A 22,824-nucleotide genomic window follows, 5' to 3' on the forward strand; every position below is an offset into this window, starting at 1 on the left:
CCTGGATGTGCCGTCCGTGCGCGGCCTGTCGGCGGGCCGCCAGTACCTGGCGGTGGTGTGTGGCGCACCGCGGCCCCGGGTGCGGTGCCGGACGGCGAGAACCCGCAGGGCAGTCTTTACATTGTCGTCTTATTCCTTCCCTCCCTTCGGTTAGCTCCGATCGCGGATCAGCATCCGGTCGGTGTCGAAATCCAGCTCTACAAAAGACAATCCGGACGCGTCCATCCGACCGCCCCGGTTCTTCACCGTGCTGACGGCAAGGGTGTCCGGGCCGTAGTCGTCCATCCGGCGGTGCAAGGTCAGCACCAGCTCGGGAACACGTGCGATCTGGCCCTTCACCCCGCTGAGCGGGATGGGCTTGTCCGAGTCGTTGTACGGGCCGGTGACGTGGTGCAGGCCGATCACACAGGCTTCGGTGTTGCGGGCCATGGTGTGCAGGTAGTCCATCAGGCCCTCCAGGCCGGCGAACGGGTCCCCGTCGTCCTCGCCCATCCCGGACCGCACGTTGGTCACGTTGTCCACGATGATCAGGTCCGGGTAGTCGCCGTAGACCTCTTCATAGGCTTCGATCGATGTCTCGATCCGATCTAAGGTCGGGCTGGCTTCGTAGTTCAGCCGGATCGGCAGGCCGGTCAACGCTGCCGTGACCTCGCCCAACCGGTCGCCGAGCACCAGCTCGGCCGCACTCGACAGCGGCATGCCCGTAAGGATCGAGACTGACCGGGTGAGCTGAACGAACGCGTCACTGTCGGCCGAGAAGTACAGGCAGGTCGCCCGCGACCGCAACGCCAGAGTGAGCGTGAACGCCGACTTGCCGGTCCCCGGTCCGGCCGCCACGAGCACGAGCTGCCCCCGCAAGAACCGGGTCCCCGCGTCGTTCAGAGTCTGGAACACCACGGGAAGCGGCTCACCGGCCGCGCCCCGCATCCGCCGAGACTGCAACAAACTATGCATCCGGATGCCCTTAGCTGGCGACTGCGGCCAGGTGGTTGATGATCCGCTCACGCAGCCACGGCAGGCTGGCCACCCGCACCCGAGTGCGGTAGTCCACATGCTTGCGACCCCGGCCGTCGACGAACGCCGTGTTCGGTGGCACCTCGAAGTGGTTCGCGCACCACTGATACGGCCGGTACCCGGTCTGCCCGTGCCGCTCGTCGGTCTTCAGGTCGATCAACAGGGCCATGTCCACCAGCAGCTGGAGAAGGTGGTTGCGGCCCAAGCCGCCCGTCACCGGCCGCAGTACCTTCGCGGCCTCCTCCATGCTGTAAGAGTTGGCCGCCTCGCACACCTGCTGACCGAACTCCACCAACGGCCGGTCCGCCTCCCGCGCCGCCTCCAACTCCGTGTTGACTACCTGGAGCGCCAGCCGCTGTTCCCGCTCGGACTTCGCGATCTGCGCGACCTCGATCAACTTATCCAGCACAGTGTCCGGGTCGCTCAAATCCAGCACAGCCGCCGAACCCGGCGCGATGTAGGCGCCCCCGGTCTTACGGATCGTCGGCAACACCTCGGCGGTCACCCAGTCCTGGAACCGCGCCGCGCCCTCGACCTTGCTCCGCATGATCAACCGGTACAGCCCTGGCTCGTTGATCACGGTCATCGTCTGCGTCCCGGAGGGTGTCGCGAATCGCGACACCCCCTTCTGACCTGGGAGAACGTGCTTAACTAACGCGTCGCGACCGTTCTTGTACCCCAACACACGACACGCCTCGGCCGCGACGAACCACGGCTGATTGTCCTGGAGCACCACGCGGATCTCGGTGTTATCGAAGTTGAAGATCTCGATCTCACTCACGTTTCATCCTCCGTTGAAATTCTCGGTGTCAGGACGCGTCCGGGCACAGCTCGGCTCGACGCGTCACGATGGAATCTGCCCGTGGCAGAAGAAACCCCGCTACCGGCGCTGTCCGGCGCCGGAATCTGCAAGGGGCGACGGTGATAGGACGCGGCTCCCCGGAGCCGCCGTCACCTGGTGATCAAGAAGTCCGCGGAGTCCTGCTGCGGATTGTCATATCGCGGCGAAGGTGCAGGCGAACGCGACCGGGCACATCTGGCACGCCTCGCCAGGGTCCGGGTCAAACCGCTGCGCGCGGACCGCTTCGTCCATGGCGCCGTAGGTGTCCACAAGCCGTTGCCGCGACCACGGTTTCAGCGGATACGGCACGGTCGGCTTTCCCTGGCGGCCCATCCAGTAGTCCCCGGAGTCCACCCGCACGCCGTAGGTGGCGCGCAGCGCCTCGGCGTAGGTCCCGAGCTGGAACCCATCACCGGGCAACCTGCCGGACTTGATGTCCCGTACCACGATGCCGCGCGTCGGATGCTTGACTACGCCGTCGATGAAGCCTTTGACCCGGACGCCGTCCAGGTCGATCTCGAAAGCGATCTCCACAGCCGGCCGACCCTCCGGCGTGCGCCATATCCGTTCGTCGGCGTGCTCGCGGTAGTACTCGACATACCGGCGTACCTGCTCTGCCCCGAGCCCGAACCGGCGTTCAATGTCCTCGCTACCGGCATACCGACCGCTGGGAAACCAGTAACCGAAGTTGGGCGTTTCCTCGGACAACCGGTTCACGTGCTTCTCGTAGCTCTGCCGGTAAGCAGTCGCCACGTCATCCTCGGGGGCCTGTCGATTGGACAGCTCCCAGAATTCTGCCGCTTCGTGCACCGCCAGCCCCTGCGCCAACCAGGCCGCCGGCCGCTGCCACACTCGCGCGACACGATGCAGGTAGTACCGGTACGGACAGTCCGCGTACTCCTTGACCTGACTTACCGACCGGTGTTGGACAGCCATCGTGCGCTCTCTCCAGGCCGACGTTGCCTCGGAATGCGTGGCTGTGCACAGTCGTGCGGCAGATCCGGGCATTGCTCATACACTCTCACCAGTGACAGTTCTGCCTGTCTAAACAGCATGCTGGGGTCACGCACAACATGACTAGATAATTCGATCGTGCAATAGGATTCCAGTAGTCTCCGAATTGGCGAAAACGTCCCCCCGTCCGCTGCCACCTGGACGCTCCGACGGATCTCAACCGAGCCGTCATGATCTGACATATCCAGGATCACGGTAAAGTACGGTCTACATAGAACTGCAACACGATGTCTGGACAAGTGTATTCCTTCTGACACATGTCATGCGTCAATAATCGGATCTACTGCGGGCATACGCCAAATCTCCCGCCCTTCATCTGTCATCACCGTGTACCGGTTAACTCTCAGAATCAGATCGGCGTCGCCCTCTTCCCGCGGTAGGTATCCCCACCCCCCTGCTTTGTTACTTGATGGTGGTATCTCCGGATCGAAAACTATCACTACATTGTCATCTCGAAGTCGCTTGTAGAACGACACAACGCGAGCGAGTTTGTCTCGGGACATTCCTTCGCCGCCGGTCGCGATGTACTCGCCGTGAAGAACTACCTGTCGATAATGAGAAGTCTCCTTGAACTGAGACGCCATGTCCGGCCACGGGAAGTTTTCTTGCACGGCCTGACGTGGCGTTTTGACCCGGTTCGGCGCATCCTTCGCGAGGGCGCTTACGGTTTGCTTTGATATGTTGTGTTCGATCGCTATCTGGGTTTGAGTCAAGCCTTCCGCAAGCAGTTTGCCGACGATTTCCGACGTGAGATCAGTTTTCCGTGGGCGTCCTCGGCCCCGTTTCTTCTCTGCCTGGATTTCCGAGTCAACGCTTTCGTTTGTCACGTGCATCACCTCACGGGGGAGGATAACACTGGGCACGTGCACAACAGGATGGATTGACAAGGCTAAGCTCCGTGTGATTAAGCGGGCCGCAAGGCTCAATCCCGTGTACTGCGGGGACTGTCTGCGGTCAGGGACTACTTCGCCCTGGCGGAGAAGGACGGTGCCTTCTTGGCTACTGCTCGCCGAGCGGGTGCGGCCGGCGTCTTGCTGCTGGCTGGCTTCGCCGCGGCGCTGGAGCTGGTGGCTTGAGCGGTCGCCGGGCGGATCGAGGCCGCGGCGGTCTTCCTGGCCGTGGTCGCCGTGACCGCGCTGGCGTCCGGTTTTGGGGTATCAACGGCCTTGGCGGCCGGTGAGGTGGGCAGCCGGCTCTGTTCCCACGCGGTGATCGCCAGGCCGGAGACGCGGCCTCGGTCGGAGACCTCCATGCCGTTGGCCTTCGCCCACTCCCGGATCTGCTTGAGCGTCTCCTTGCCGTACCCGCTGGCGGTGCCGGGCTTGTCTGCCGGGCGCTTGGCACCGACCTTGACCGCGCCGTTTGTCCCGGCGCGGCGGGCGGCGGCCACGAAGTCTCCTAGGAAGGCCCGCAGCTGGGCGGCGTTGCCGGCGGTCAGGTCGATCTCGAAGTTCTGCCCGTCCAGGGCGAAGGACAGGGTCTCGTCGGCCTCGCTGTTGCCGTCCAGGTCGTCCACGAGCACAATCCGGGTAGCCATTCTTCCTCAAACCTTCCTGTGAATGATTTTCCTAATGCCGGTAAGTTGGCACGGCGAACACACGTCCGCGGACGTGCGTCACCGAATCAACACACAATCTTCACAGCCGTGAAAATCTGCTAGTGCGGCACCTGTGACGCCCCTCAAAAGAGCCGATGATCCCTCCCGGCCATCCTGTCTACTCCCCGGTATACCCCGGTGCCACATTTTTCGGTCACATCACTCCAAATGGAGTAATCAGCAAATTTTCACCGCTGTGAAGATCTGCGCTGTCGCCGGACCAAACCTTTCCGCCATCTGGAGCACAATCGAGCCATCGGCACAGCGTGGCGCCACGATCAGATTCCCAAGGTACGGCCTGAAAAACCACCACCCACGCGGATCGGGGAGCGCCGAACAACTGTTCAACCGAACACGTGACGTACATCACGTACAGCTTGTGTCTTTTTTGGACGGTTGAACGGAGCCCGCTAGAACACGCCGTTCTCCGCAGCAGCTCGACGCTCGGTCCCCGTCGACACCAGCGGCGCGAACGCCACGATCGCTTTCTCGACAGTGGCGGCACGTTCCTCGGCAAGAACGTCGACTATCTGTTGGTCCCCCCAACACTCGACCACCACATCCCACCCGCCGACGGTGTAGCGCTCCTTCGCGTGCGCCCCGACCGCGGTGACCAACAGCATCAGGTTCGTGGTCATGCCCGCGTGGTCTTCGCGCCGCTCGCCGGCCTCGGCTAGCAGCCGAACATGGACACCGCGTTCCTCCTGGATCACGACCCGGTAGTAGCCCGGCCCACGATCGTCGGCCATCCACTCGTCGTGCAGCAGGCCGGCCGCGTCCCGTCCCCACGACGGCCCAAACCTCTCCACGTCCGCACTGGTCAGTTCCCGCGTCCGGCGGACCTTCCGAAGGCCGTCCTCCGGCACGTACTCGAAGACCACCACTGTCACCATGTCTTTCCTCTCTGTGATTGTTCCGCGAGCGGACACCGAACGGCACGAAACCTTTCGTGCCCAACGGAATCAGCTACGCCCCGCGCTGTGGCGAGTCGTTCGGCTAGGTCAACGGGGTATCGAGGCCAACGATCTCGACATCGGAGATTTCGTTCTCCAAGATTTCGACCGTTTCCCAGCGAAGCGCGTCGTTCCAGAGACTCCCATCGTTGTCCAGGTAGCGGCACAACTCGTCCGGGTCTGACTCGCACAGCTGTACGGACTCGTCATCGATCTCCACATCAATCACGAACTCATGCTGAATCTCTTCGGTTACCCTCATTCGGACTCTGCGAGTGGGCATCGTTCACCTCGATCAAAGGTCGGTTGTGTGTTCAGGTTTGCGCTGTGCGCTCACCGCGCTTGCCCATGCCTTTCATGGGCAAGACGGAGAACCCGCAGGGCGGTTAGAACGGAGGGGTGAAGGGGCTGAACAGGTCGGCTGGAAGCCAGATGGCACCGGCCAGGTTGCCCGGATCGGGGGTGATCTCCTCGACATCCCGACGGCCGGGCAGGGTCCTGCCGACGTACCGCAGGTACAGCAGGGAGCGACCGTGGTGGTTGGTTCTGTGTCCCTCGACCGCATAGACCGAGTAGGTGCCGTCGGAACCTTGAACCTGTGCGATGACGAGTCCGTACCGGGTCACCGAACCGACTCCGGTTCGGCGGTGTCGCTGGTGCCCGTGGTGGGTTCCCACGGGTCCAGCTCCAGCCAGCAGGCGGTCAGGTCGGCTGAGCAGTACCGTTCCCAATGTCCTCGCTGGGCCGGTACCCCGGCGGCGGGCACGCAAGCCGCCAGGGCAGTCACCAGGGCCAGGGCGGATGTTCGTAGGACGGTGCTTCGTGTGCGCGCCTTCATCAGTCTTGCCTTTCTGTTGTTGACGTGACACGGCGCGGCACAGCTGATGCTCACCGAATCAAGCCAACACGAAAGGATGTCTCTGACACTTGCCGAATGGATTCCGCCGGACGCAACACTCGGTTGCGTGCGACGGGAACCATTCAGTTCAACCGGTCGACAGTGATAGCGCCGGGGCTTAGATCAGCCCGAGGTCCTTAAGGTGGCTAACCACGAACGCTTCAACGTCCGAGACGTTACGATCATCGGATCGCATCACGGTCTTGAGGATGATGCACTCATTCGGAAATACCTCATTTGAGAGGCGGTCAATAGGGTAGCCGTAGGTGTTCCCAATTTTCAAGGGCTTATGAAACCGGCGGGGATGCTCATGCTTCGAGGCCATAACCAGCCCTCGGTAAAAAGCGGGGTGCGCGAGGGTGAACATAATCATCGCCGGGTCTAACGCGTCGGCAGCATCCTTGACCTTAACCACCTGACGGATTGTTTCCGATGTCCCCTTGGAGCCCTTACTTTGAGAATCCGTGAACACCTCTGTTCTAATGCCGATGCGTTCGAGCGCGTACACTAGCGCAACAATAGACTTGCCGCGCTCGATCATGTCCATTGCGGAAATGTCGTAAGAGGCTCCGATGTTGACCGCGAGGGAGATAACTCTCCCCATTCTAGGAGTCGGTACTAGGTGATGCGACACCATATTCTCAGGTTCTCCCGACAGGAACCGGGCAACGTCTACGTCAGACCCTTGAACGTCGTAGTGAGACTGCCAATCAGGCACGTCATACGATCGCTGTACTGTTGCCAACGCGTCTGCGGCGACGTTGAGCGTGGCGTCTAGTTGCTCCTCCCAACCAAGACGCGCGAGTTCAAATAGGTGCTCAATAGAACGAACGTCACCGCCGAAGAATTCGGGCATGCTTTCGATAAGCCCCAGATTGGTGGCATATCGGTGAGCCTGAACCGTAGTAAGCAAGTCCGCGACCGAATCGAATTCAAGGCGCGAATGATCACCTTCAACGATATTTCGCATGTCAACTCTCTTTCAGATTCACGTCTTCAAAGCCAGGCAAGGGGCCGAAGTCCTTGCCTGACGTTGACGACGTCATCCGTTGATCTTGTTCCACTCGGTATCGCCCATGCCGCGCCGGACGCGCGCTTGCACGGTCGACTCCCAGGACCGGCCAGCGGCCAGCAATCGGCACATGCCGACCGACGCACGCGGCGAGATCACCACGGGCATGCTGTGCGCCTCTGCGTTCGCACGTAGCCTTCGCACGAAGGTCAACACTCGCTCAACCTGGTCGGTTTCAAGGCCGGTCGAGTGGCACAGCTCGTTCTCTAGCGTCTCGTCTACCTCGATCGTTTCGACTGAGAACCGGTCCAGGGTCGCCGCGTCGATAGCTTGCCGGCCGACGTATGACCGCGTGGCGCCGCGCCCGTAGGTGTTGGCGCTCGCAATGGCCCGGAAGTCCTTGTGCCGCTTGACCATTTGGTCCGGGAACGCCATGTGCCCGTTGGCCAGAGCAGCGTTGACGACGGCCAGCACGGACGGGTGTGCGTTGTCCATTTCGTCGAAGTGGAACAGCCCGCCGTGCTCGTAAGCCTCACGGAACAGGCTAGGGACGTAGTCGCCCGTTGCTTGCATGTATCCGAGGAGCTGAGACGCGGGAGTCTGGGGGCTCAGGCTGATCGAGTACGACTTAAGCCCTAAGCCCTCCGCTGCCTGTTCAGCAATGGTCGACTTACCCGTTCCTGCCGGGCCGACCATCAGCACGTGCTCACCCGCCATCAGCGACGTGATCACGTCGCTGAGCTTGTGATGCGTGGCACCCGTGAACTCTTTGCGTTCGCTGTTGACGCGCTCTACCACGGTGCGCGTCGGGAACACGACATTGGCAACGGCTTCTTTCACCATTGCTTCGATCTCTGCCCGGTCGACCTGGGGCGTCAACGCTCCCACCAACATGCCCAATGCTGCTTGGACATCCTGAGATACTGGAGCATTCACGGGAGTAGCCTCTTTCTCGTCTTCGTCGGTCGGGCCGTCAAGGTACACATCTCCCATCGAATCACCGGAGCCATCCGTGTTCCGGCAATTGTGACGGCTGCCGTCTTTCTCAATGAGGACAAAGCCGCCGGTTGTGTCGCAACGGTCGCAATGCTTGTGGTACGCCCGTTCGGTGTCGTGTGCCCAATACAGATCCGACCGGCCGCACCAACGGCACGGCTTACGCACCGTCCGTGTCGAATGCTTGACCAGGGTCATAGGTCTTCTCCTAGAGGTTAAGCGGGTAGCTGAGTAGCCATGGCGACCGTGCGGGCAGATACCCGCACGGCACCAAAGCGGCTAAGCTTGAATCGGGGGCTAGTGCGCGTGGTCTGCCCAGTTGCGGCAATTCCTGCACGTCACCCGTTCATCTGAGTGCATGCCCATTTCCTCCGCCGCGTCATCGGCAGTCAGAGCAGTAAATAGGTATTCGCGGTTCGCGACATCCTGGTGTTGAATCTCCGCGCGTCGCACCGCCTCAAGAAACCAGTCCCGCTCACGACCCTCGCAGCCTGCCATCCACCTAAACGACGGGGCCTCGCTCAGCAATTGATTGAGTGCCACAAAATGTCCCATCGTGTGATATATGATGATGTGCTGAACAAGCTCTAACAAAGTTCCTCTTTCGTTGTTTGGTCTCTCAGAACCGCACACAGGGTCTCCTGTGTGCGGGTACTCAAAGTCCAAACTCGCGTTACCGCTGTTAAGCAAGTTTCTTGCTGGTCTATCCGCGAATACCGTCCGCTCACCCCTAACGGGGGTCATTGCACCTCGTTCATGTCGCTCACCTGGCTCACCGGAATCGTCGCGTGACTCGTATTCGCCATCTGTTTTTGGCGTAGGTAATCCACTGTTTAGTTCTCAAGGATCGAATTGGGTGGCCGAAGTCCGCGAGTTCGGGAACGAACCGTTCGGGGTATCGCCTGTCCCTGTCAGCCGCCCTGTGAACCCGGCTGGCCTGACACGAATAAAGTTACAGCCGCGTGGCGCAGTTGTCCAGAAAAACTTCATACGCTGTGACTGGCGCCACACTGTCGATGTGAAGGCGCTGGTCGCGGTGTTCCCGCGCCTGTCAGGGTGGTCCGAGCTACGGCCGCAGATGTGACCGTGGTCACTCACGTGTGACGGGGTTGCTGGCGCAACTCCCCGTTCTTTAGGGGGAGGGACTGAAAGTCCCTCCCTACTAAGGACGGCCGGTAGGCCGTCCCAAGGGCCGTTCAACGGCCCCAGGAACTAGAGGCCGCTACGGCGGCCAGAGAGCGAACCGTGAGGTTCGCCTGCCACTGGCGTGGCAGTTGACCCCCAAGGGGAGACAGCAAGCCGAGTGGCAGAGCGCGCTTAAGGCGCGCCTCGAACTACTACCTAGCTAGGACGGCCTACAGCCGTCCCTAGTAGGGCAGTACCCCTCAAAGGGGTACTGCAAATAGGGGGACCCAAGTTTTGAGCTGGACAAGCTCAAGCCGAAAGGGCCGTCTCCCTACCGGGTGGACGGCCCTACGGCTAGCAGTCCTCAAGCGGGACAGGTTCACCTGTCAGATACAGGGACCAGGCTGCACTACCCACGCCACAGAGGTAGACCACCTACAGCCGGGGGATAACCACTGGTTAGAGAACCTACGGGCGGTGTGCGGTACCTGTCACGGCGAGAAGAGCGCTAGCGAGGGTAACCGCGCTAAGGCGCGGTTACGGGCACTACGGCGTAGGCCGGCAGACAGACACCCTGGGAATACCGGCACAGGGAAAGACACACCCCCGGGCAGGCAACACAGGGGGTAGGGGTGCAGGAGTAGGCGCGTGCTTAGGCACGCGCACTTCCGGATTAGGCGTGAGAGCGCAGAGCTAGGAATGCGCTTAGCCGCATTCTGACCTTAGGCAATGGGAATTCGAATAGCGCTACCCCAGGGGGATAACCCCCACTCGGGGTCTCGTAGATCGCGGCGTATAGCGGTCCTGCGGGAATGTACGGGTTTTCAGGCCGTTGAGCCGTTGTCGGAGGTCGCGCACTGGCCCGTGGTGATCTTCGATCGGCCGGCGGTATGATGCTGTACGTGTCTGACACGGATGCTCCGCTGCCTCAGTCGATGTTCCGACGCTACCTTGATCCGCTCGCGGCGACGATCACTGAGTCGTACGCGCTGAACCATGCGTTGAGCGCGAATAGCGCTGTCCTCGACGCTGTCGTGGATAACGCTCGGCGGGCCGGAGTCCCCGTTCCTACGCTGATAATGATTCTCAAGACATACGGAAGCGAGTACCTCTTGGAGGCACCCGCAGCGACGGCGATGGTTCTCTCGGCGCGGCCGTTAGCTCCATCTCGCCTTGTCAGCCACACTGCGACGTTGGTCAAGGTACTCGACGAACAAACGAAGATCATGGCGCGAATGAGCTACTTGAACCATGTTGCTCACGCCATGCTGAACAACGCACGTAGCGCCGGTATTGCAGACTATCTGCTGTACGATTTCATTGAAGAGTTGCACCAGTTCGTCGGTCCGAACCCAGACTGGGACAGTCTCCATCCGGTCAATTTCCAGGGGCTTGAAGCAGAACATCGCAGACGCGTTCGGTTTCGCGCGAAGGAGATCCGTCCGGCATAGTGCGTACCTTGCTGCGGATTTCTTGGCCGGACTCCAGGATGGCCATTATTTGTCCTCGTCCTCGTCGTAATCCTCCTCAGTACCTGAGCCGATCTCGATCCGTATTTCCGTGACCAATCCGCGGTTGAGGACGTGCGACGGGCAGGGCACCTTCACGGCCGGCGAGTCCGTTGTGAGGCCGAATGAAGATCAGACCTAGCACGAAGCACTTCCGCGACCTTGCCGGCCGCGGTCCTGTCGAGTGCACGCATGTGCTCCTTGTGCCGAAGGAACTGCACCCAGGCGTAGATCAGTAGTCCCAGGACCCCGAGCACCAACACGACGGGCCACGGAGCGCCGAACGGCGCCGAGATCAATGCTGGTGCTCCGGCGAAGCCGAGTTCAGGCCAACGCATGCCGCAAGTGCAGCACGTCGACTTAACCGATCGTGACCTACGCGCCAGTAATTAAGGTGCAACCACCCGAATGTCGCCTGAGCCGCGACGTAAAGTTCGTTCACAGAAGTTCTTGCGATGCGGACCCGATCAAGCGCCGAGCGTCGCTCACCTGCGTGTATGCCTCGTGGTGCGTCTCCTCACGGCTCTACAACGCAATGGGCATGCCGCCGCACAGCGACGCGAGTTGCTGGCATCCTCTACGCGGAGGGCTGGCGTTCCACAGTTCGCGTCACTGATCAGCTTGTCCCTGCTTGGGCAGTCTGGCCTCGTCAAGGCCCCTGTGCCGCGATGGGCAGAGTGGAAGGATGGGCGCCCCTGGATGAGGGGCGCCCACGAGATCATGTCGTACTCTTCCTGTGCTGCGGCGAGTTGCTACGTCGCTCTCGCATCAGTGACAAGGTCTGACGGACCATGTAGTGCGGCATCAGTGCGATGGCCAACGCCAGCAGCATTGCGGCTGCTCCTGCGACGAACAGAAGCAGCGCGCACGCGCAGGCAGTCTGGGTAGGGCTTCGAACTACTGCCCGGACTGTCTGCCACAACTCGCTTCGTCGTTCAAGCATCAATCACCTCCCAAGATCGAAAAAGCCGGGCCTCGATCCACAGATGGACGAGGCCCGGCTGGCGGACTTCGGCCAGAAAGTACCGGGGTTGTCAAGTCGCCTGCTTGTGGTCACGGTGGTCGACTCGATCGGCCGATGGGACCAGCCTGCTGGTTGCACTGTCGTGAAGCCCAGAGGGAGACCGTCTGCAAGCGTCTGCAATCCAGCCTCGGGCTGGCGATCAACGAGCCTGACCGCGACAGCAACGACATCGATCACGACAGGGGCTCCTCGGCATTAGGGTATGTCCCCGGTTCGAGTGGTCTACTCTGTATACGGCCTTCCAATCGGGCTGGCACGCGATAGTGAAATAGGCTTCCGTATCGGTTCAGAAGTGCGTTTAGGCAGGCCACGGCACTTGTGCGGTCGCCCAACACCAGCACGGCTGCCTCGGACCTGTAGACGATGCTGGCCAACCGCGCACGCGCGAGCTGGGTGCAGGTGATCAGCACGTTTGCCTGAGACCACCGCCAGCTCGGTGGACAATTGGAGCGCCTTCGGCGAAGCCACGCTGCGGAAATGGCCGGCCTGATCTTGGGGGGTGGACTGCACCTGCTCGACAGGGCGCCACCCGCGGCACCGGCTGAGCGGAACGTACTCCCGGCACGCAAGTGCGGTTCCACATCCGTTCTGGCAAGACGTTGATGACGCAGACACTGGAGGTGATCACGACGGGTACCAGAGGCCCCGTACCTAAGCGAAGTGATCAACGAGTCCGCCGTAACAAGGATGAAGGCGGCACTGTGGAGAAGCTCCCGGCCGTCGGGTCGGTGGAGATCCCGGATCTGGACATCGAGGACCCGCACCCGCTGATCGTCGACTTCTACGCGTCGTTGAGGGACTCGGCGCAGTCGCAGTTCTACGAGCCGTCGGACTGGCAGTTCGCCCGGTTCACGCTGCACTTCGCGAACAAGCTGATCCAGTCGGCCCGGCCGTCGAGTCAGATGCTGGCCGCGGTCAACGCGGCGCTCACCGAACTGCTTGTCAGCGAGGGCGCACGGCGTCGAGTCCGGCTGGAGATCGAGCGGGAGCAGACCACGGCCACCGTGATCGATGTGGCCGAGATGTTCCGCCAGCAGATGGCGCAGTAGCTCATGGGGTGTGAGGCGTTGCCCAGCGCTGGTTTATCGCAGGAAGTCGGGCAGCCATTTCCTGTGAGGGCGTGTGTACAGCGGGTTGCCGCCGGCTGAAATGACACTGCCGCCATGGTCGCGTACGTAGCGAACTCCTTCCCATGTGTCAAACTGGAAGCAGATTCCCGGCCTTCTAAGGTCGCCAATGAATGACAGTTCCTCTGCGAAATACTCCGTTGCTTGCTTTATCGTCGTTGGCTGAGTGGTGGGCTCCAAGACGGGTATCTTCATATACTTATCAGAGATGTCGGTAATCTCCAGAGCGATGTTATACACCGGATGCCCGCTCGTGTTTACGTAACGAATGTCAGCTCCTTCGTCTTCCTCGTGCGGTGCGAGCCAGATGGAGATCCCGTTCATCTTCTCCTCTGCCAGTTGCTCTCGCGCAGCCGATACTTGATCTTGCATACTTTGCGTTTGACTCTCCATCTCCACAAGCTGCTGTGTTTGAGTCCGGTATGCCGCCATTGCCGCGCGCGCCGCTCGCCACGCGGCAAGAAACGCAAACGTAGCTATTAGAAGACCGAGGATACCGGTTGCGGCGGACCACCATTCCGGCCTCGTTGCGGCATGTTTGATGGCGTCCCAGATTTTGTCCCAGTTCATGCGACTGACGTCCTCCCCTTGTCCTCGCTATCGATGTGCAGGAGTGGCACCCGCTGTTCAAACGCCTGGAGCGGTGGTCATGGCACCAAGGTAACCGAGTGTCTGTAGCCGGAAGCGCAGCATCCAGTCGTAGTCCATTCTGAAAATTGATCTAGGAGTCGCATGCGGGACAATCTCCTGCTGCCCGCTCCCAGTCACGTCATTGGCCCGACCTGGCGGCGGCTGCGCGCGGGCGGCTGGTTCGAGCCTGAGCGCACCCTGGGGTGGGGCGTCATCAATTGGCTTGCCGAGAACGTCCTTCAGCCGGGCGGTCCTCGCGCGGGCAAGCCGTTTCTGCCGACGTTCGAGCAAGCTAGGTTTCTGATCTGGTGGTACGCGGTGGACGACCGCGGCCGGTTCGTCTACCGGTCCGGTCTGCTTCGCCGGCTCAAAGGCTGGGGCAAGGACCCGCTGGCCGCGGCGATGAGCTTGGCGGAGTTGTGCGGCCCGGTCGCGTTCTCCCACTGGGACAACGGAAACCCGGTCGGCAAGCTAAGGGATTCCGCGTGGGTTCAGGTCGCCGCCGTCAGCCAGGACCAGACAAGGAACACGTTCAGCCTGTTTCCGGCGATGGCGTCGAAGAAGCTCCGCGAGGACTGCGGGCTGGAGATCAACCGCACGATCATCTACGCGAAGTCGGGCGGGATGATCGAGGGCGTCACGTCTTCGCCGTTGTCCTTAGAAGGCAAGCGGCCGACGTTCGTGGTCCTCAACGAGATCCAGTGGTGGGTGGAGGCGAACAACGGTCACGCGATGTACAGCGTGATCGAGGGCAACGTGACCAAGTCCGCCGACGGCATCGCCCGGTACCTGGGGATCTGCAACGCACACGTGCCCGGTCAGGAATCGGTCGGCGAACGCCTCTGGGACTCCTACCAAGCCGTCCAAGCCGGTCAGGCGATCGACACCGGCATCCTCTACGACGCCGTCGAAGCACCCGCCGGCACACCCGTCTCCGAGATCCCCAACCCGGACATCGACCCGGAAGGGTTCGAGGCCGGGATCGAGGCGCTACGCCGTGGGCTTGAGGTCGCTCGGGGTGATGCGGTGTGGCTGAACATCGACACCATCGTGGCGTCCATTCTGGACATCAACAACCCGGTGTCGGAATCCCGCCGCAAGTTCCTCAACCAGATCAACGCCTCCGAGGATGCCTGGATCGCCCCGCACGAGTGGGACCGCAACCAGGCGGATGTCCAACTGGAGGCCGGGCAGCGGATCACGCTCGGGTTCGACGGGTCCAAGTCCCACGACTGGACCGCATTGGTGGCCTGCCGGATCGAGGACGCCGCGCTGTTCCCGCTGAAGGTCTGGGACCCCGAGTCCTACGGCGGGGAGATCCCGCGCGAGGACGTCAACGCGATGGTCGAGTGGGCGTTCTCCCGGTTCGACGTCGTTGGGTTCCGCGCGGATGTGCGGGAGTTCGAGGCGTACGTGGACCAGTGGTCCCGCACCTTCGGCCGCAAGCTCAAGGTCAAGGCGGCGCCGAACAGCCCGGTCGCGTTCGACATGCGCGGCCAGCAGAAACGGTTCGCCTTGGACTGCGAGCGGTTCCTGGACGCGGTCCTGGAAGGCGGCCTGTGCCACAACGGCGCCGTCGTGCTGCGTCAGCACGTGCTCAACGCCCACCGCCACCCGACCAACTTCGATGCGATCTCCATCCGCAAAGCGTCCAAGGACTCCTCTCGCAAGATCGACGCCGCGGTGTGCTCGGTGCTCGCGTTCGGTGCTCGTTACGACTTCCTGATGTCCAACAAGAACCGTTCAGGGCGCGCAGTCATCTTCAAATAACACAGGAAGGCAGTGGTATTCCGGTGACGACCCCGATCCTGTTGGACCACATCCAGCAACTCGTGGCCGACTTCGGGTCATCCCAAACCGGCCTCGCGGACAACGTCCTCTACTACGAGTCCCAGAAGCGACCGATCTCAGTCGGCGTGTCGACCCCGCCGGAGATGCGGGACCTGTTGGCCCAGATCGGCTGGTGCCGCGTCTACGTCGACTCGGTGGAGGAACGCTTGGACATTGAGGGCTTCCGGATGGCCGGCGAGCCTAAGGCCGATACCCGGTTGTGGGAGTGGTGGCAGTCCAACCGCTTGGACGAGGTGTCCAGCTACGCCCACACCGAAGCCCTGATCCACGGCCGCGCCTACATCGTCGTCTCGGCACCCGACCCGAGCGACCCGTTAGCCGACGCTACCGTCCCAGTGATCCAGGTCGAGTCACCCAGCACGATGTGGGCCGACATCGACTACCGCACCCACCGGGTCAAGCGCGCGGTCCGCGTGATCAAGGGCGACAGCCCCTTTGGGCCGCCGGTCCCGGACTACGTGACGATCTACCTACCGGACTCCACCACCGGCCTGCTGCAAGGCGGCGCGGACGGGTGGACGGTCGACTTCCACGCCAGCCACAACCTCGGCGTGGTTCCCGTGGTGCCGTTGTTGAACCGGTCGCGGTTGACCGAGCGCTACGGTCGCTCGGAGATCACGCCCGAGCTGCGGTCGGTGACCGACGCGGCGGCCCGGACGATGATGAACATGCAGGCCACCGCCGAGCTGATGGCGGTCCCGCAACGGCTGCTGTTCGGGATCAAGCCCGAGGAAATCGCCGACGACCCCACGAACAAGCGGAAGGTGTTCGAGGCGTACATCGCGCGGATTCTGGCGTTCGAGGACCCGGAGGGCAAAGCCCAACAGTTCACCGCGGCCGAGCTACGGAACTTCACCGAAGTCATGCAGGAACTGGCCAAACAGGCCGCCACCTACACCGGTTTGCCGCCGCAGTATCTGGCGTTCGCCAGCGACAACCCCGCCTCCGCCGAGGCCATCCGGTCGGCGGAAAGCCGCCTGGTCAAGAAGGCCGAGCGTAAGCAACGGATCTTCGGCGGCCCCTGGGAACAGGCCATGCGGATCGCCCTGCTGGTCATGGACGGGAATATTCCCCGCGACGCCCGCCGGATGGAAGTGCTCTGGCGCGACCCCGCCACCCCGACGTTCGCCGCTAAGGCGGACGCGGTGGTCAAGCTGGCCACCGCCAGCACCCCGGACGGGCGGCCGATCATCCCGGTCGAACGCGCCCGGATCGATCTCGGCTACAGCGCCGAGGAACGCCGCCAGATGGAAACCTGGGACAAAGACAACCCCGTCACCCAGCTCGCCGCGCTGACCCGCCCAGCCGCGCCCCGCTTCAGTGACACCCCCGACGATGAGCCGGCGGCGGAGGCCGCGTGACCGCCGAGGACTACGCCCTGGCGCAGGCGGTGATCACCGCGGCCCTGGTGGCGACGGTGTTGCGCCTGCTCAAGTTCTTCCGGCTACCGGGTCTGTCGCTGCGGGATTGGTTCACGCTGCTGGACCTGCTGTTCCCCTATGTGGAGGAGGCCCGGACCCGGTCGGCGGAGTTGGCCCGCCGGTTCTACGACCAGCAACGCCAGCTCCACCGTCCGGACCAGCCGCGTCATGACCTGTTCCTCGCGGGGTACCGGCCGGACTGGTTCCGCGAAGCCATGGAACCGGCCCGGCAGGCGATGACCCGGGCCGGCGCGTCGGAGTCCGCGGTGGCCGAGGTGGCGTTGCGGGCCGCGACCCAGGTGGAGAACGGTGGCCGCCGCACCCAGCTGCGGGCCGTGGACTCCGACCCCGTCGTGGTCGGCTGGGCGCGGGTCGCGACCGGCCGGGAAACCTGTGCGTTCTGCCTGATGCTGGTCTCCCGTGGCCCGGTCTACGTCTCGGCCGAGGGCGCCGGACTGGACACCGACGACACCACCGCCCACGACCTGATCGCCACAGGCGACAAGGCCGCGCTGGACGAGTTGATGACCCGATGGCACCCCGGATGCGACTGCAAAGTCGTGCCGGTGTTCAACCGCGCCGACTGGCCCGGCCGGGACGCCTTCTTGCGTGCCCGCCGGATCTGGGCCGAGCACACCCAAGGCCACACCGGGACAGCGAAGCTCAACGCCTTCCGCCGCGCCCTCGACAGCGGCACGGTCGACATCCCCGCGATGTCCTTAGCCGCTTAACACTGAGCGGCTAAGCCCTTTCCATCCCCTTAAGTGTCCCAGGTGGACGCTCTCACCCGACCTGCCCAGGAGGTAAGGCACATGACTGACACCCCTACTCCCGCCGCCCCGGCCACCGTTGTTCCCGCCACCGTGGCCGTTCCGGCACCGGTAAGCGAGCCACAGGCGGTTGACCAGCTCCCGGAATGGGCGCGCACCGCGCTGACGAAAGCCAACAGCGAGGCGGCGAAGTACCGCACCGAACGCAACGACGCGGTCAACACCGTCAAGACCGACCTGACGGCCGCGTTCGAAACCCAGCTGGCGCAGGTCACCGCCGCCCACGAGGCGACCAAGGCCGACCTCGCGAAGGCAGCTGTGGACATGCTCAAGGTGCAGGCCGCGCTCACCGCCGACGTCCCGGCGGCGTCCGCGCTGGAGTTCGCGTCCCTGCTTCAGGGCAACACGCCGGAAGAGATCACAGCGCACGCCGCGAAGGTCAAAGCCCTGTTCGGCGGCGTGAGCGCCGCCCCGGCCCGCACGCCCGCGGTGGACCTGTCCCCGTCCGGCGACAACAACCCGTTGGCGCTCAACGGTGACCCGCTCCTGGAGAGCCTGAAGAACAAGCTCGGCATCTAACACACGACCGAAAGGCGCCCGTCACACGTGGCTATCACCGCCCCCACCAAAACCACCGATACCCAGTTCGCTGGGTTCCTGCGCCCGGAGCTGTCCGCGCCGATCTTCGAAGAGGCGTACAAGGTCTCCGTCGTGCAGCAGCTCGTGCAACAGGTCCCGCTCGGCATCAATGGCCAGGCCATCCCGGTCGTGACCGGCAAGATGAGCGCCGGATGGGTCACCGAAGGCGGCCAGAAGCCCGCCAGCAACGCCGCCGTCGGCCTGAAGACCATCGAACCGAAGAAGATCGCCGCCATCGCGGTCGTGTCCGCCGAAGTCGTGCGGGCCAACCCCGCGAACTACATGAACCTGCTCCGCCCGCAGATCGGCGAGGCGTTCGCGCTCGCGTTCGACGCGGCTGCACTCTACGACCGTGGCCCGGACGGCACTGCCGGTGGCGGCCCGTTCAGCACGTGGCTGTCCCAGACCACCAAGGCCGTGGACCTCGACAAGGAAGACCTCGCTGCGGCCAAGCCCCGCACCGTGCACTCCAACGTGGTCGCCGGCCTGCGGGTCCTGGTCGACCGTGGCAAGAAGCTCACCGGGTTCGCCCTGGACGACAGCACGGAGCCGCTGTTCCTGGACGCGACCGACCGCAACGGCAGGCCGATCTACATCGAAACACCGCTGACCGAGACCACCCAGGCCGCCGCCCGCCCAGGCCGGCTGATCAACCGCCCGTCCTACATGAACGAGCTGGTGGCCGAGCCGGTCCCCGCCACCGTCAACACCAAGTACACCGTGGCGTTCGGCGGCAACTGGCGACAGGCCGCCTGGGGTGTGGTCGGCGGGATCTCCTACGACGTGTCCACCGAGGCCACCGTCACGATCAACGGCCAGCTCACCTCGCTGTGGGAGAAGAACCTGGTCGCGATCCGCGCCGAGGCCGAATACGGGTTCCTGGTCAACGACCCGGAGGCGTTCGTGCGCTACCAGTACACCACCCCGGCGGCCTGATGGCCGCCCGCGATCATTACCAGCCGCCGGAGACGGTCCGTGCCCTGCTGCCCAACGGCATCGAGGTCACCGTCTCCGCCGAGCAGGCCCGCCTCTGTCACTACCCGCTCGTCACCGAGCCAGCCGACACCGCAGACGAGCGGTCGGAGACCGATCCGCCGACTCCGGCTGACGTTCGTGCCTGGGCACAAGCCACCGGCGTGGACTGCCCGGACAAGGGCCGCATCCCCGACCGTGTGATGCAGGCATACCGCGACGCGCACCAGCATTAACAGGGCAGGGGGCGCCGGCACGAGTGCACCGGGACTGTGGCATCAGCACGAACACCCGCGCTCCCCACCCGGCGCCCAACGCAACAGGCTGCTCCCCAGGCGACACCCAACCAACCGCCGACCGGGTGACGCAGTTCTTGCAAAACCGTTACGCACCAACCACTTCAGGCCATTCGGCCGCATTGCAAGTTGCAGACCACATGTTGCGTTTCGGCGGCAGGCGCGCCACCGCCCATTGTCAGACCAGGCTCGCAACAGCCCAGATCAGTCCACCCACCAGCACTCACCGGGGAGGTGACCGAGGTTGGCTTACGCCGTCGCGGCCGATGTTGAATTCCGGCTGGGCCGGGACCTGGATGAGAGCGAACATCGGGTAGTGACCGCCCGGCTGGCGGACGCCGAGCTGCTGATCGCCGACCGCGTCCCGGACCTCGCCGAGCGCGTCACCACGGGGGTGTTGCCGAAGGCGATCGTGGTCATGGTCGAGTCCGACATGGTGCTCCGCCTGATCCGCAACCCCGAGGGCTACACCCAAGAGTCGGACGGCAACTACTCCTACATGATCTCCAGCCAGGTCGCCTCCGGGCGACTGGAGGTCACCGACACCGAATGGCGCCTACTCGGCGTGCGGCGCGGCGCGTTCACCCTCACGCCCTACCTCCAACACCCCACCCGGGAAACGGACTCCTGGACATGAGCCTGCTCGACCGCGCCCACGAACACATCCTCGTGTTCCTCGAAGAGACCACTGTGGACTCTGATGGGAACATCATGACCCGCCCAGCTAAGACCGGTATCCCGGCGAGGGCGATGATCCAGTTACTCGCGCAGTCGGGGACCTCCGCGCGGCGTTCGGAACAAGACAACGAAGGTTTCGAGTCCGAAGAGGTCTACCGACTGCGCTTCCCCCGGTCGTTTCCTTATGTCCTGTCCGCGCAGGCGCGGATCGAGTGGCGCGGGCAGTACTGGGCGATCGTCGGCGAGGCCCGCCGCTACAACGGCTCCGCACGCACCCGGCATCTCGACTACACCATCCGCAGGACCTAACCATGGCTGAGCGGCGCTACAGCAACCGCACGATCAACAGCATCGTCGCCCACCTCGATGGCGTGACTGACGCGGTACACCACCGCGGCACGATCATCGCCGCCCGCGCGGAAACGTTCCTGGACATGCATCGCGACAGCGGGCACGCCGAGATCGACCTCACCCGCCATCAGGTCGACACGCTGGTGTCCCTGGTGGACGAAGCCGCACTCAGTATCGAGTTCGGGCACATCCACAACAAAACCGGCCGTTACGTCCACGGCCTGTACATCGTCACCCGGGCCGCCCACTAACCCCGCGTGGAAGGAGACCGGCGAGTGGTGCAGCGCACCATGCCCCGCATCCAAGAAGTCCTCCTGCCCGTCCTGCGGGCCGCCCTGCCCGGGGTGATGGTCATGTCCTGGATGCCGGATGTCGACCATCGGACCTTCCCGAGCCTGAACATCCGCCGCCTGGGCGGCCTACCTCGGGACGTGCGCCGGCTGGATCTACCGGTCATCGAGATGACCGCCTACACCCGAGACGGTCTGATCGCCTGCGAGAACCTGTATCTCGACGCCAGGACCGTACTCTGGGACATGGTCCGCAATCAAACCCTGACACCGCAAGGTTATTTGCACTCGTACTACGAAACGATGGGGCCAACCCAGTTCGATTCCCCGTGGGATGACACGTGGCGGGTGCAGGGCCTCATCCAACTCGGCCTCCGACCACCCCGCTAAGGGAGACAACAGCAGCTTATGACGATCAACGACAACGCCGTGCTCACCGCTAGTAGGGGTTTCATCTTCACCGCTCCCGCTGGCACGGCCGCGCCGACTGCGGCGGTGATCGATGCGTTCACGCCCACCACCACCCTGTCCGGCTGGATCAGCGTCGGGCACACCAGCGAGAAAGACCTGCCGGAGTTCGGGTTTGACGGTGGCGGCAGCGAAGTCCGTGGCACCTGGGCCAACAAAGCCCTGCGATCGGTGGAAACCGAAACCCCTGTGGACTTCGTGAACTTCACCTTGCAACAGTTCGACGGCCACGCGTTGGAGCTGTACTACGGTGTCCAGAACGCGTCCACCGAACCGGGGGTGTTCGCGGTCCGCCGCACCGCCACCAAACTGCCCAACCAGGCCCTGCTGATCGTGGTTGTCGACGGCCCCACGTCGATCGCGTTCTATGCCGGGAAGACCACCATCCGCCGCCAAGACGCGGTCGCGTTGGCGACCGATGAGTTCGGCAACCTGCCGGTGCGGGCCACGATCCTGGACGACGGCACCGCGGACCTGCTGCGCTGGATCAGCCTGGACACCGGGATCAACCCGCCCCCAGCGGGCTTCACCACGACTGATGAGAGGGCTTCTGTCTAGTGTCCAACCTGTACACGCTCGCTGACATGCGGGCGGATCTCGACCGTGAGTTCGCCCCGCTGGAGCTGGACCTGGGGTCTGGTCGGGTGGTGTTGCGGAACTTGATGCGGATCAACGACAACGACCGCATCTGTGTTCTTCAGGCGTTGCAGCAGCTTGAAGACATCGACACCGACGAGAACGAGACCAACCTCAACGACGTCACCCTGCTGAGCGAGTCGGTCGAGTTCATCCTGCGGACGGTGACCGCTGATGGTCGTGGTGACGCTCTCATCACCGCGTTGGGTGGGGACATGCTGCTCGGGATGAAGATCATCCAGATGTGGTCGGAGGCGACTCAGGCCCCGGAAGCGCCGGGCTCGCCTGCCTGATCGACCAGGCGGGCGAGGAAATCCTCGCTGACCTCCAGCACTACTACCACGTCGACCTGCGGGACGTATTCGTCGAGGGCTCCGGGCTAACCGCGCGGCGAGCCTTAGCGTTGGTGCGGCAGTTACCGCCGGAGTCCGCGACCGCCGGCATGTTGCGGGGCGGCCCGGAGTTCCGGGGCTGGGGGCCGGATCGGTATCTGACCGCGTTGCTGATCGACGCGGTGCAGGCCAACACGTACGCGTTCATCGCCGCGAACTCGAAACGCAAACCCCCACCACCCCACCCGATCGAACGCCCCGATAGCCGGCCGCCACGGCGTGGGGGTGGGTTCGCCGCGATGGCCGCCGATCGGATCGCCGCTGTGCGCCGCGCCAAACAGAAGGGCAGCAACCCGACATGACTGGTCCTCGGGCGCGGGT

At 63.4% G+C, this 22,824-nt stretch carries 27 protein-coding genes; 15 read left to right on the forward strand and 12 right to left on the reverse strand.

Translation table 11 applies throughout. The features are described from left to right. Positions 1–150: 150 nt before the first annotated feature. From EV192_RS27280 to EV192_RS27325, 11 genes are all read right to left on the reverse strand, one after another. On the reverse strand, positions 151–927 hold the full coding sequence (locus EV192_RS27280; protein WP_207926255.1) for a DnaB-like helicase C-terminal domain-containing protein: 777 nt from the start codon (positions 925–927) through the stop codon (positions 151–153). Positions 928–964: 37 nt separating this feature from the next. Further along, on the reverse strand, positions 965–1,795 hold the full coding sequence (locus EV192_RS27285; protein ID WP_132120320.1) for a BRO family protein: 831 nt from the start codon (positions 1,793–1,795) through the stop codon (positions 965–967). Between the two features lie 213 nt (positions 1,796–2,008). Then, positions 2,009–2,791, reverse strand: coding sequence for a RecB family exonuclease (locus EV192_RS27290; protein WP_132120322.1), 783 nt, complete (start codon positions 2,789–2,791; stop codon positions 2,009–2,011). Between the two features lie 338 nt (positions 2,792–3,129). After that, a complete protein-coding gene (locus EV192_RS27295) occupies positions 3,130–3,696 on the reverse strand; it encodes a helix-turn-helix domain-containing protein (RefSeq protein WP_165960630.1) in 567 nt (188 codons plus the stop codon). Between the two features lie 134 nt (positions 3,697–3,830). After that, positions 3,831–4,406 carry a histone-like nucleoid-structuring protein Lsr2 gene (locus tag EV192_RS57165; RefSeq protein WP_132120326.1) on the reverse strand — a complete coding sequence of 192 codons (576 nt, stop codon included), beginning with the start codon at positions 4,404–4,406 and terminating at the stop codon, positions 3,831–3,833. Between the two features lie 470 nt (positions 4,407–4,876). Beyond that, positions 4,877–5,359, reverse strand: coding sequence for a hypothetical protein (locus EV192_RS27305; protein ID WP_132120328.1), 483 nt, complete (start codon positions 5,357–5,359; stop codon positions 4,877–4,879). 103 nt (positions 5,360–5,462) lie between these two features. Continuing rightward, the gene (locus EV192_RS27310; RefSeq protein ID WP_132120330.1) at positions 5,463–5,648 is read right to left on the reverse strand and encodes a hypothetical protein; all 186 of its coding nucleotides are present in this window, start codon (positions 5,646–5,648) and stop codon (positions 5,463–5,465) included. Positions 5,649–5,805: 157 nt separating this feature from the next. Further along, the gene (locus EV192_RS27315; RefSeq protein ID WP_132120332.1) at positions 5,806–6,045 is read right to left on the reverse strand and encodes a hypothetical protein; all 240 of its coding nucleotides are present in this window, start codon (positions 6,043–6,045) and stop codon (positions 5,806–5,808) included. Continuing rightward, positions 6,042–6,206 carry a hypothetical protein gene (locus EV192_RS54065; RefSeq protein ID WP_165960631.1) on the reverse strand — a complete coding sequence of 55 codons (165 nt, stop codon included), beginning with the start codon at positions 6,204–6,206 and terminating at the stop codon, positions 6,042–6,044. Before EV192_RS54065 ends, EV192_RS27315 begins: the two co-directional genes overlap by 4 nt. 229 nt (positions 6,207–6,435) lie before the next feature. Beyond that, a complete protein-coding gene (locus EV192_RS27320; RefSeq protein ID WP_132120334.1) occupies positions 6,436–7,287 on the reverse strand; it encodes a DUF7192 family protein in 852 nt (283 codons plus the stop codon). 72 nt (positions 7,288–7,359) lie between these two features. Next, positions 7,360–8,523: an AAA family ATPase gene (locus EV192_RS27325; protein WP_132120336.1), complete on the reverse strand. Its 1,164-nt coding sequence runs from the start codon at positions 8,521–8,523 to the stop codon at positions 7,360–7,362. A gap of 1,829 nt (positions 8,524–10,352) precedes the next feature. Between EV192_RS27325 and EV192_RS27335 the strand changes: the two genes are divergently transcribed. Both EV192_RS27335 and EV192_RS27340 read left to right on the forward strand, forming a co-directional pair. Next, positions 10,353–10,901 (forward strand): hypothetical protein, encoded by a 549-nt coding sequence (locus tag EV192_RS27335; RefSeq protein ID WP_132120340.1) that lies wholly within the window; start codon positions 10,353–10,355, stop codon positions 10,899–10,901. Between the two features lie 1,683 nt (positions 10,902–12,584). Next, positions 12,585–13,031, forward strand: a complete 447-nt coding sequence (locus tag EV192_RS27340) for a phage terminase small subunit (protein WP_132120342.1) — start codon at positions 12,585–12,587, stop codon at positions 13,029–13,031. A gap of 33 nt (positions 13,032–13,064) precedes the next feature. Here the strand turns inward: EV192_RS27340 and EV192_RS27345 are convergent, their stop codons facing one another. Further along, positions 13,065–13,679 (reverse strand): hypothetical protein, encoded by a 615-nt coding sequence (locus tag EV192_RS27345; RefSeq protein WP_132120344.1) that lies wholly within the window; start codon positions 13,677–13,679, stop codon positions 13,065–13,067. A gap of 162 nt (positions 13,680–13,841) precedes the next feature. Here EV192_RS27345 and EV192_RS27350 point away from each other — a divergent pair, with 162 nt between their 5' ends. The 13 genes from EV192_RS27350 to EV192_RS27410 all read left to right on the forward strand — a co-directional run bounded on the left by EV192_RS27350 (position 13,842) and on the right by EV192_RS27410 (position 22,805). Continuing rightward, complete coding sequence (locus tag EV192_RS27350; RefSeq protein ID WP_132120346.1) at positions 13,842–15,509, forward strand: hypothetical protein; 1,668 nt, start codon at positions 13,842–13,844, stop codon at positions 15,507–15,509. 23 nt (positions 15,510–15,532) lie between these two features. After that, a complete protein-coding gene (locus EV192_RS27355) occupies positions 15,533–16,951 on the forward strand; it encodes a phage portal protein (protein ID WP_165960632.1) in 1,419 nt (472 codons plus the stop codon). Next, complete coding sequence (locus tag EV192_RS27360) at positions 16,948–17,742, forward strand: VG15 protein (RefSeq protein ID WP_132120350.1); 795 nt, start codon at positions 16,948–16,950, stop codon at positions 17,740–17,742. The genes EV192_RS27355 and EV192_RS27360 overlap by 4 nt, the downstream gene beginning before the upstream one ends. Positions 17,743–17,823: 81 nt before the next feature. Continuing rightward, positions 17,824–18,360, forward strand: a complete 537-nt coding sequence (locus tag EV192_RS27365; protein WP_132120352.1) for a hypothetical protein — start codon at positions 17,824–17,826, stop codon at positions 18,358–18,360. Between the two features lie 27 nt (positions 18,361–18,387). Further along, positions 18,388–19,356, forward strand: coding sequence for a phage major capsid protein (locus EV192_RS27370; protein WP_207926256.1), 969 nt, complete (start codon positions 18,388–18,390; stop codon positions 19,354–19,356). Continuing rightward, positions 19,356–19,628, forward strand: a complete 273-nt coding sequence (locus EV192_RS27375; protein WP_132120353.1) for an Lsr2 family DNA-binding protein — start codon at positions 19,356–19,358, stop codon at positions 19,626–19,628. Before EV192_RS27370 ends, EV192_RS27375 begins: the two co-directional genes overlap by 1 nt. A gap of 304 nt (positions 19,629–19,932) precedes the next feature. Further along, on the forward strand, positions 19,933–20,325 hold the full coding sequence (locus EV192_RS27380; protein ID WP_132120355.1) for a Gp19/Gp15/Gp42 family protein: 393 nt from the start codon (positions 19,933–19,935) through the stop codon (positions 20,323–20,325). Then, positions 20,322–20,675 carry a hypothetical protein gene (locus EV192_RS27385; RefSeq protein WP_132120357.1) on the forward strand — a complete coding sequence of 118 codons (354 nt, stop codon included), beginning with the start codon at positions 20,322–20,324 and terminating at the stop codon, positions 20,673–20,675. The genes EV192_RS27380 and EV192_RS27385 overlap by 4 nt, the downstream gene beginning before the upstream one ends. A 2-nt stretch (positions 20,676–20,677) precedes the next feature. Next, the gene (locus EV192_RS27390; RefSeq protein ID WP_132120359.1) at positions 20,678–20,968 is read left to right on the forward strand and encodes a DUF5403 family protein; all 291 of its coding nucleotides are present in this window, start codon (positions 20,678–20,680) and stop codon (positions 20,966–20,968) included. Between the two features lie 24 nt (positions 20,969–20,992). Next, positions 20,993–21,397 carry a hypothetical protein gene (locus tag EV192_RS27395; RefSeq protein WP_207926257.1) on the forward strand — a complete coding sequence of 135 codons (405 nt, stop codon included), beginning with the start codon at positions 20,993–20,995 and terminating at the stop codon, positions 21,395–21,397. A gap of 18 nt (positions 21,398–21,415) precedes the next feature. Then, on the forward strand, positions 21,416–22,033 hold the full coding sequence (locus EV192_RS27400) for a phage tail tube protein (RefSeq protein WP_132120361.1): 618 nt from the start codon (positions 21,416–21,418) through the stop codon (positions 22,031–22,033). A gap of 26 nt (positions 22,034–22,059) precedes the next feature. Then, entirely contained in the window at positions 22,060–22,404 is a 345-nt protein-coding gene (locus EV192_RS27405) for a phage tail assembly protein (protein WP_132120363.1), read from the forward strand. Then, positions 22,356–22,805, forward strand: a complete 450-nt coding sequence (locus EV192_RS27410) for a D site-binding protein (RefSeq protein WP_132120365.1) — start codon at positions 22,356–22,358, stop codon at positions 22,803–22,805. Before EV192_RS27405 ends, EV192_RS27410 begins: the two co-directional genes overlap by 49 nt. Positions 22,806–22,824 lie beyond the last annotated feature (19 nt).

Origin of the sequence: Actinocrispum wychmicini (genome assembly GCF_004345645.1) — a bacterium.
GTDB lineage: Bacteria > Actinomycetota > Actinomycetes > Mycobacteriales > Pseudonocardiaceae > Kibdelosporangium > Kibdelosporangium wychmicini.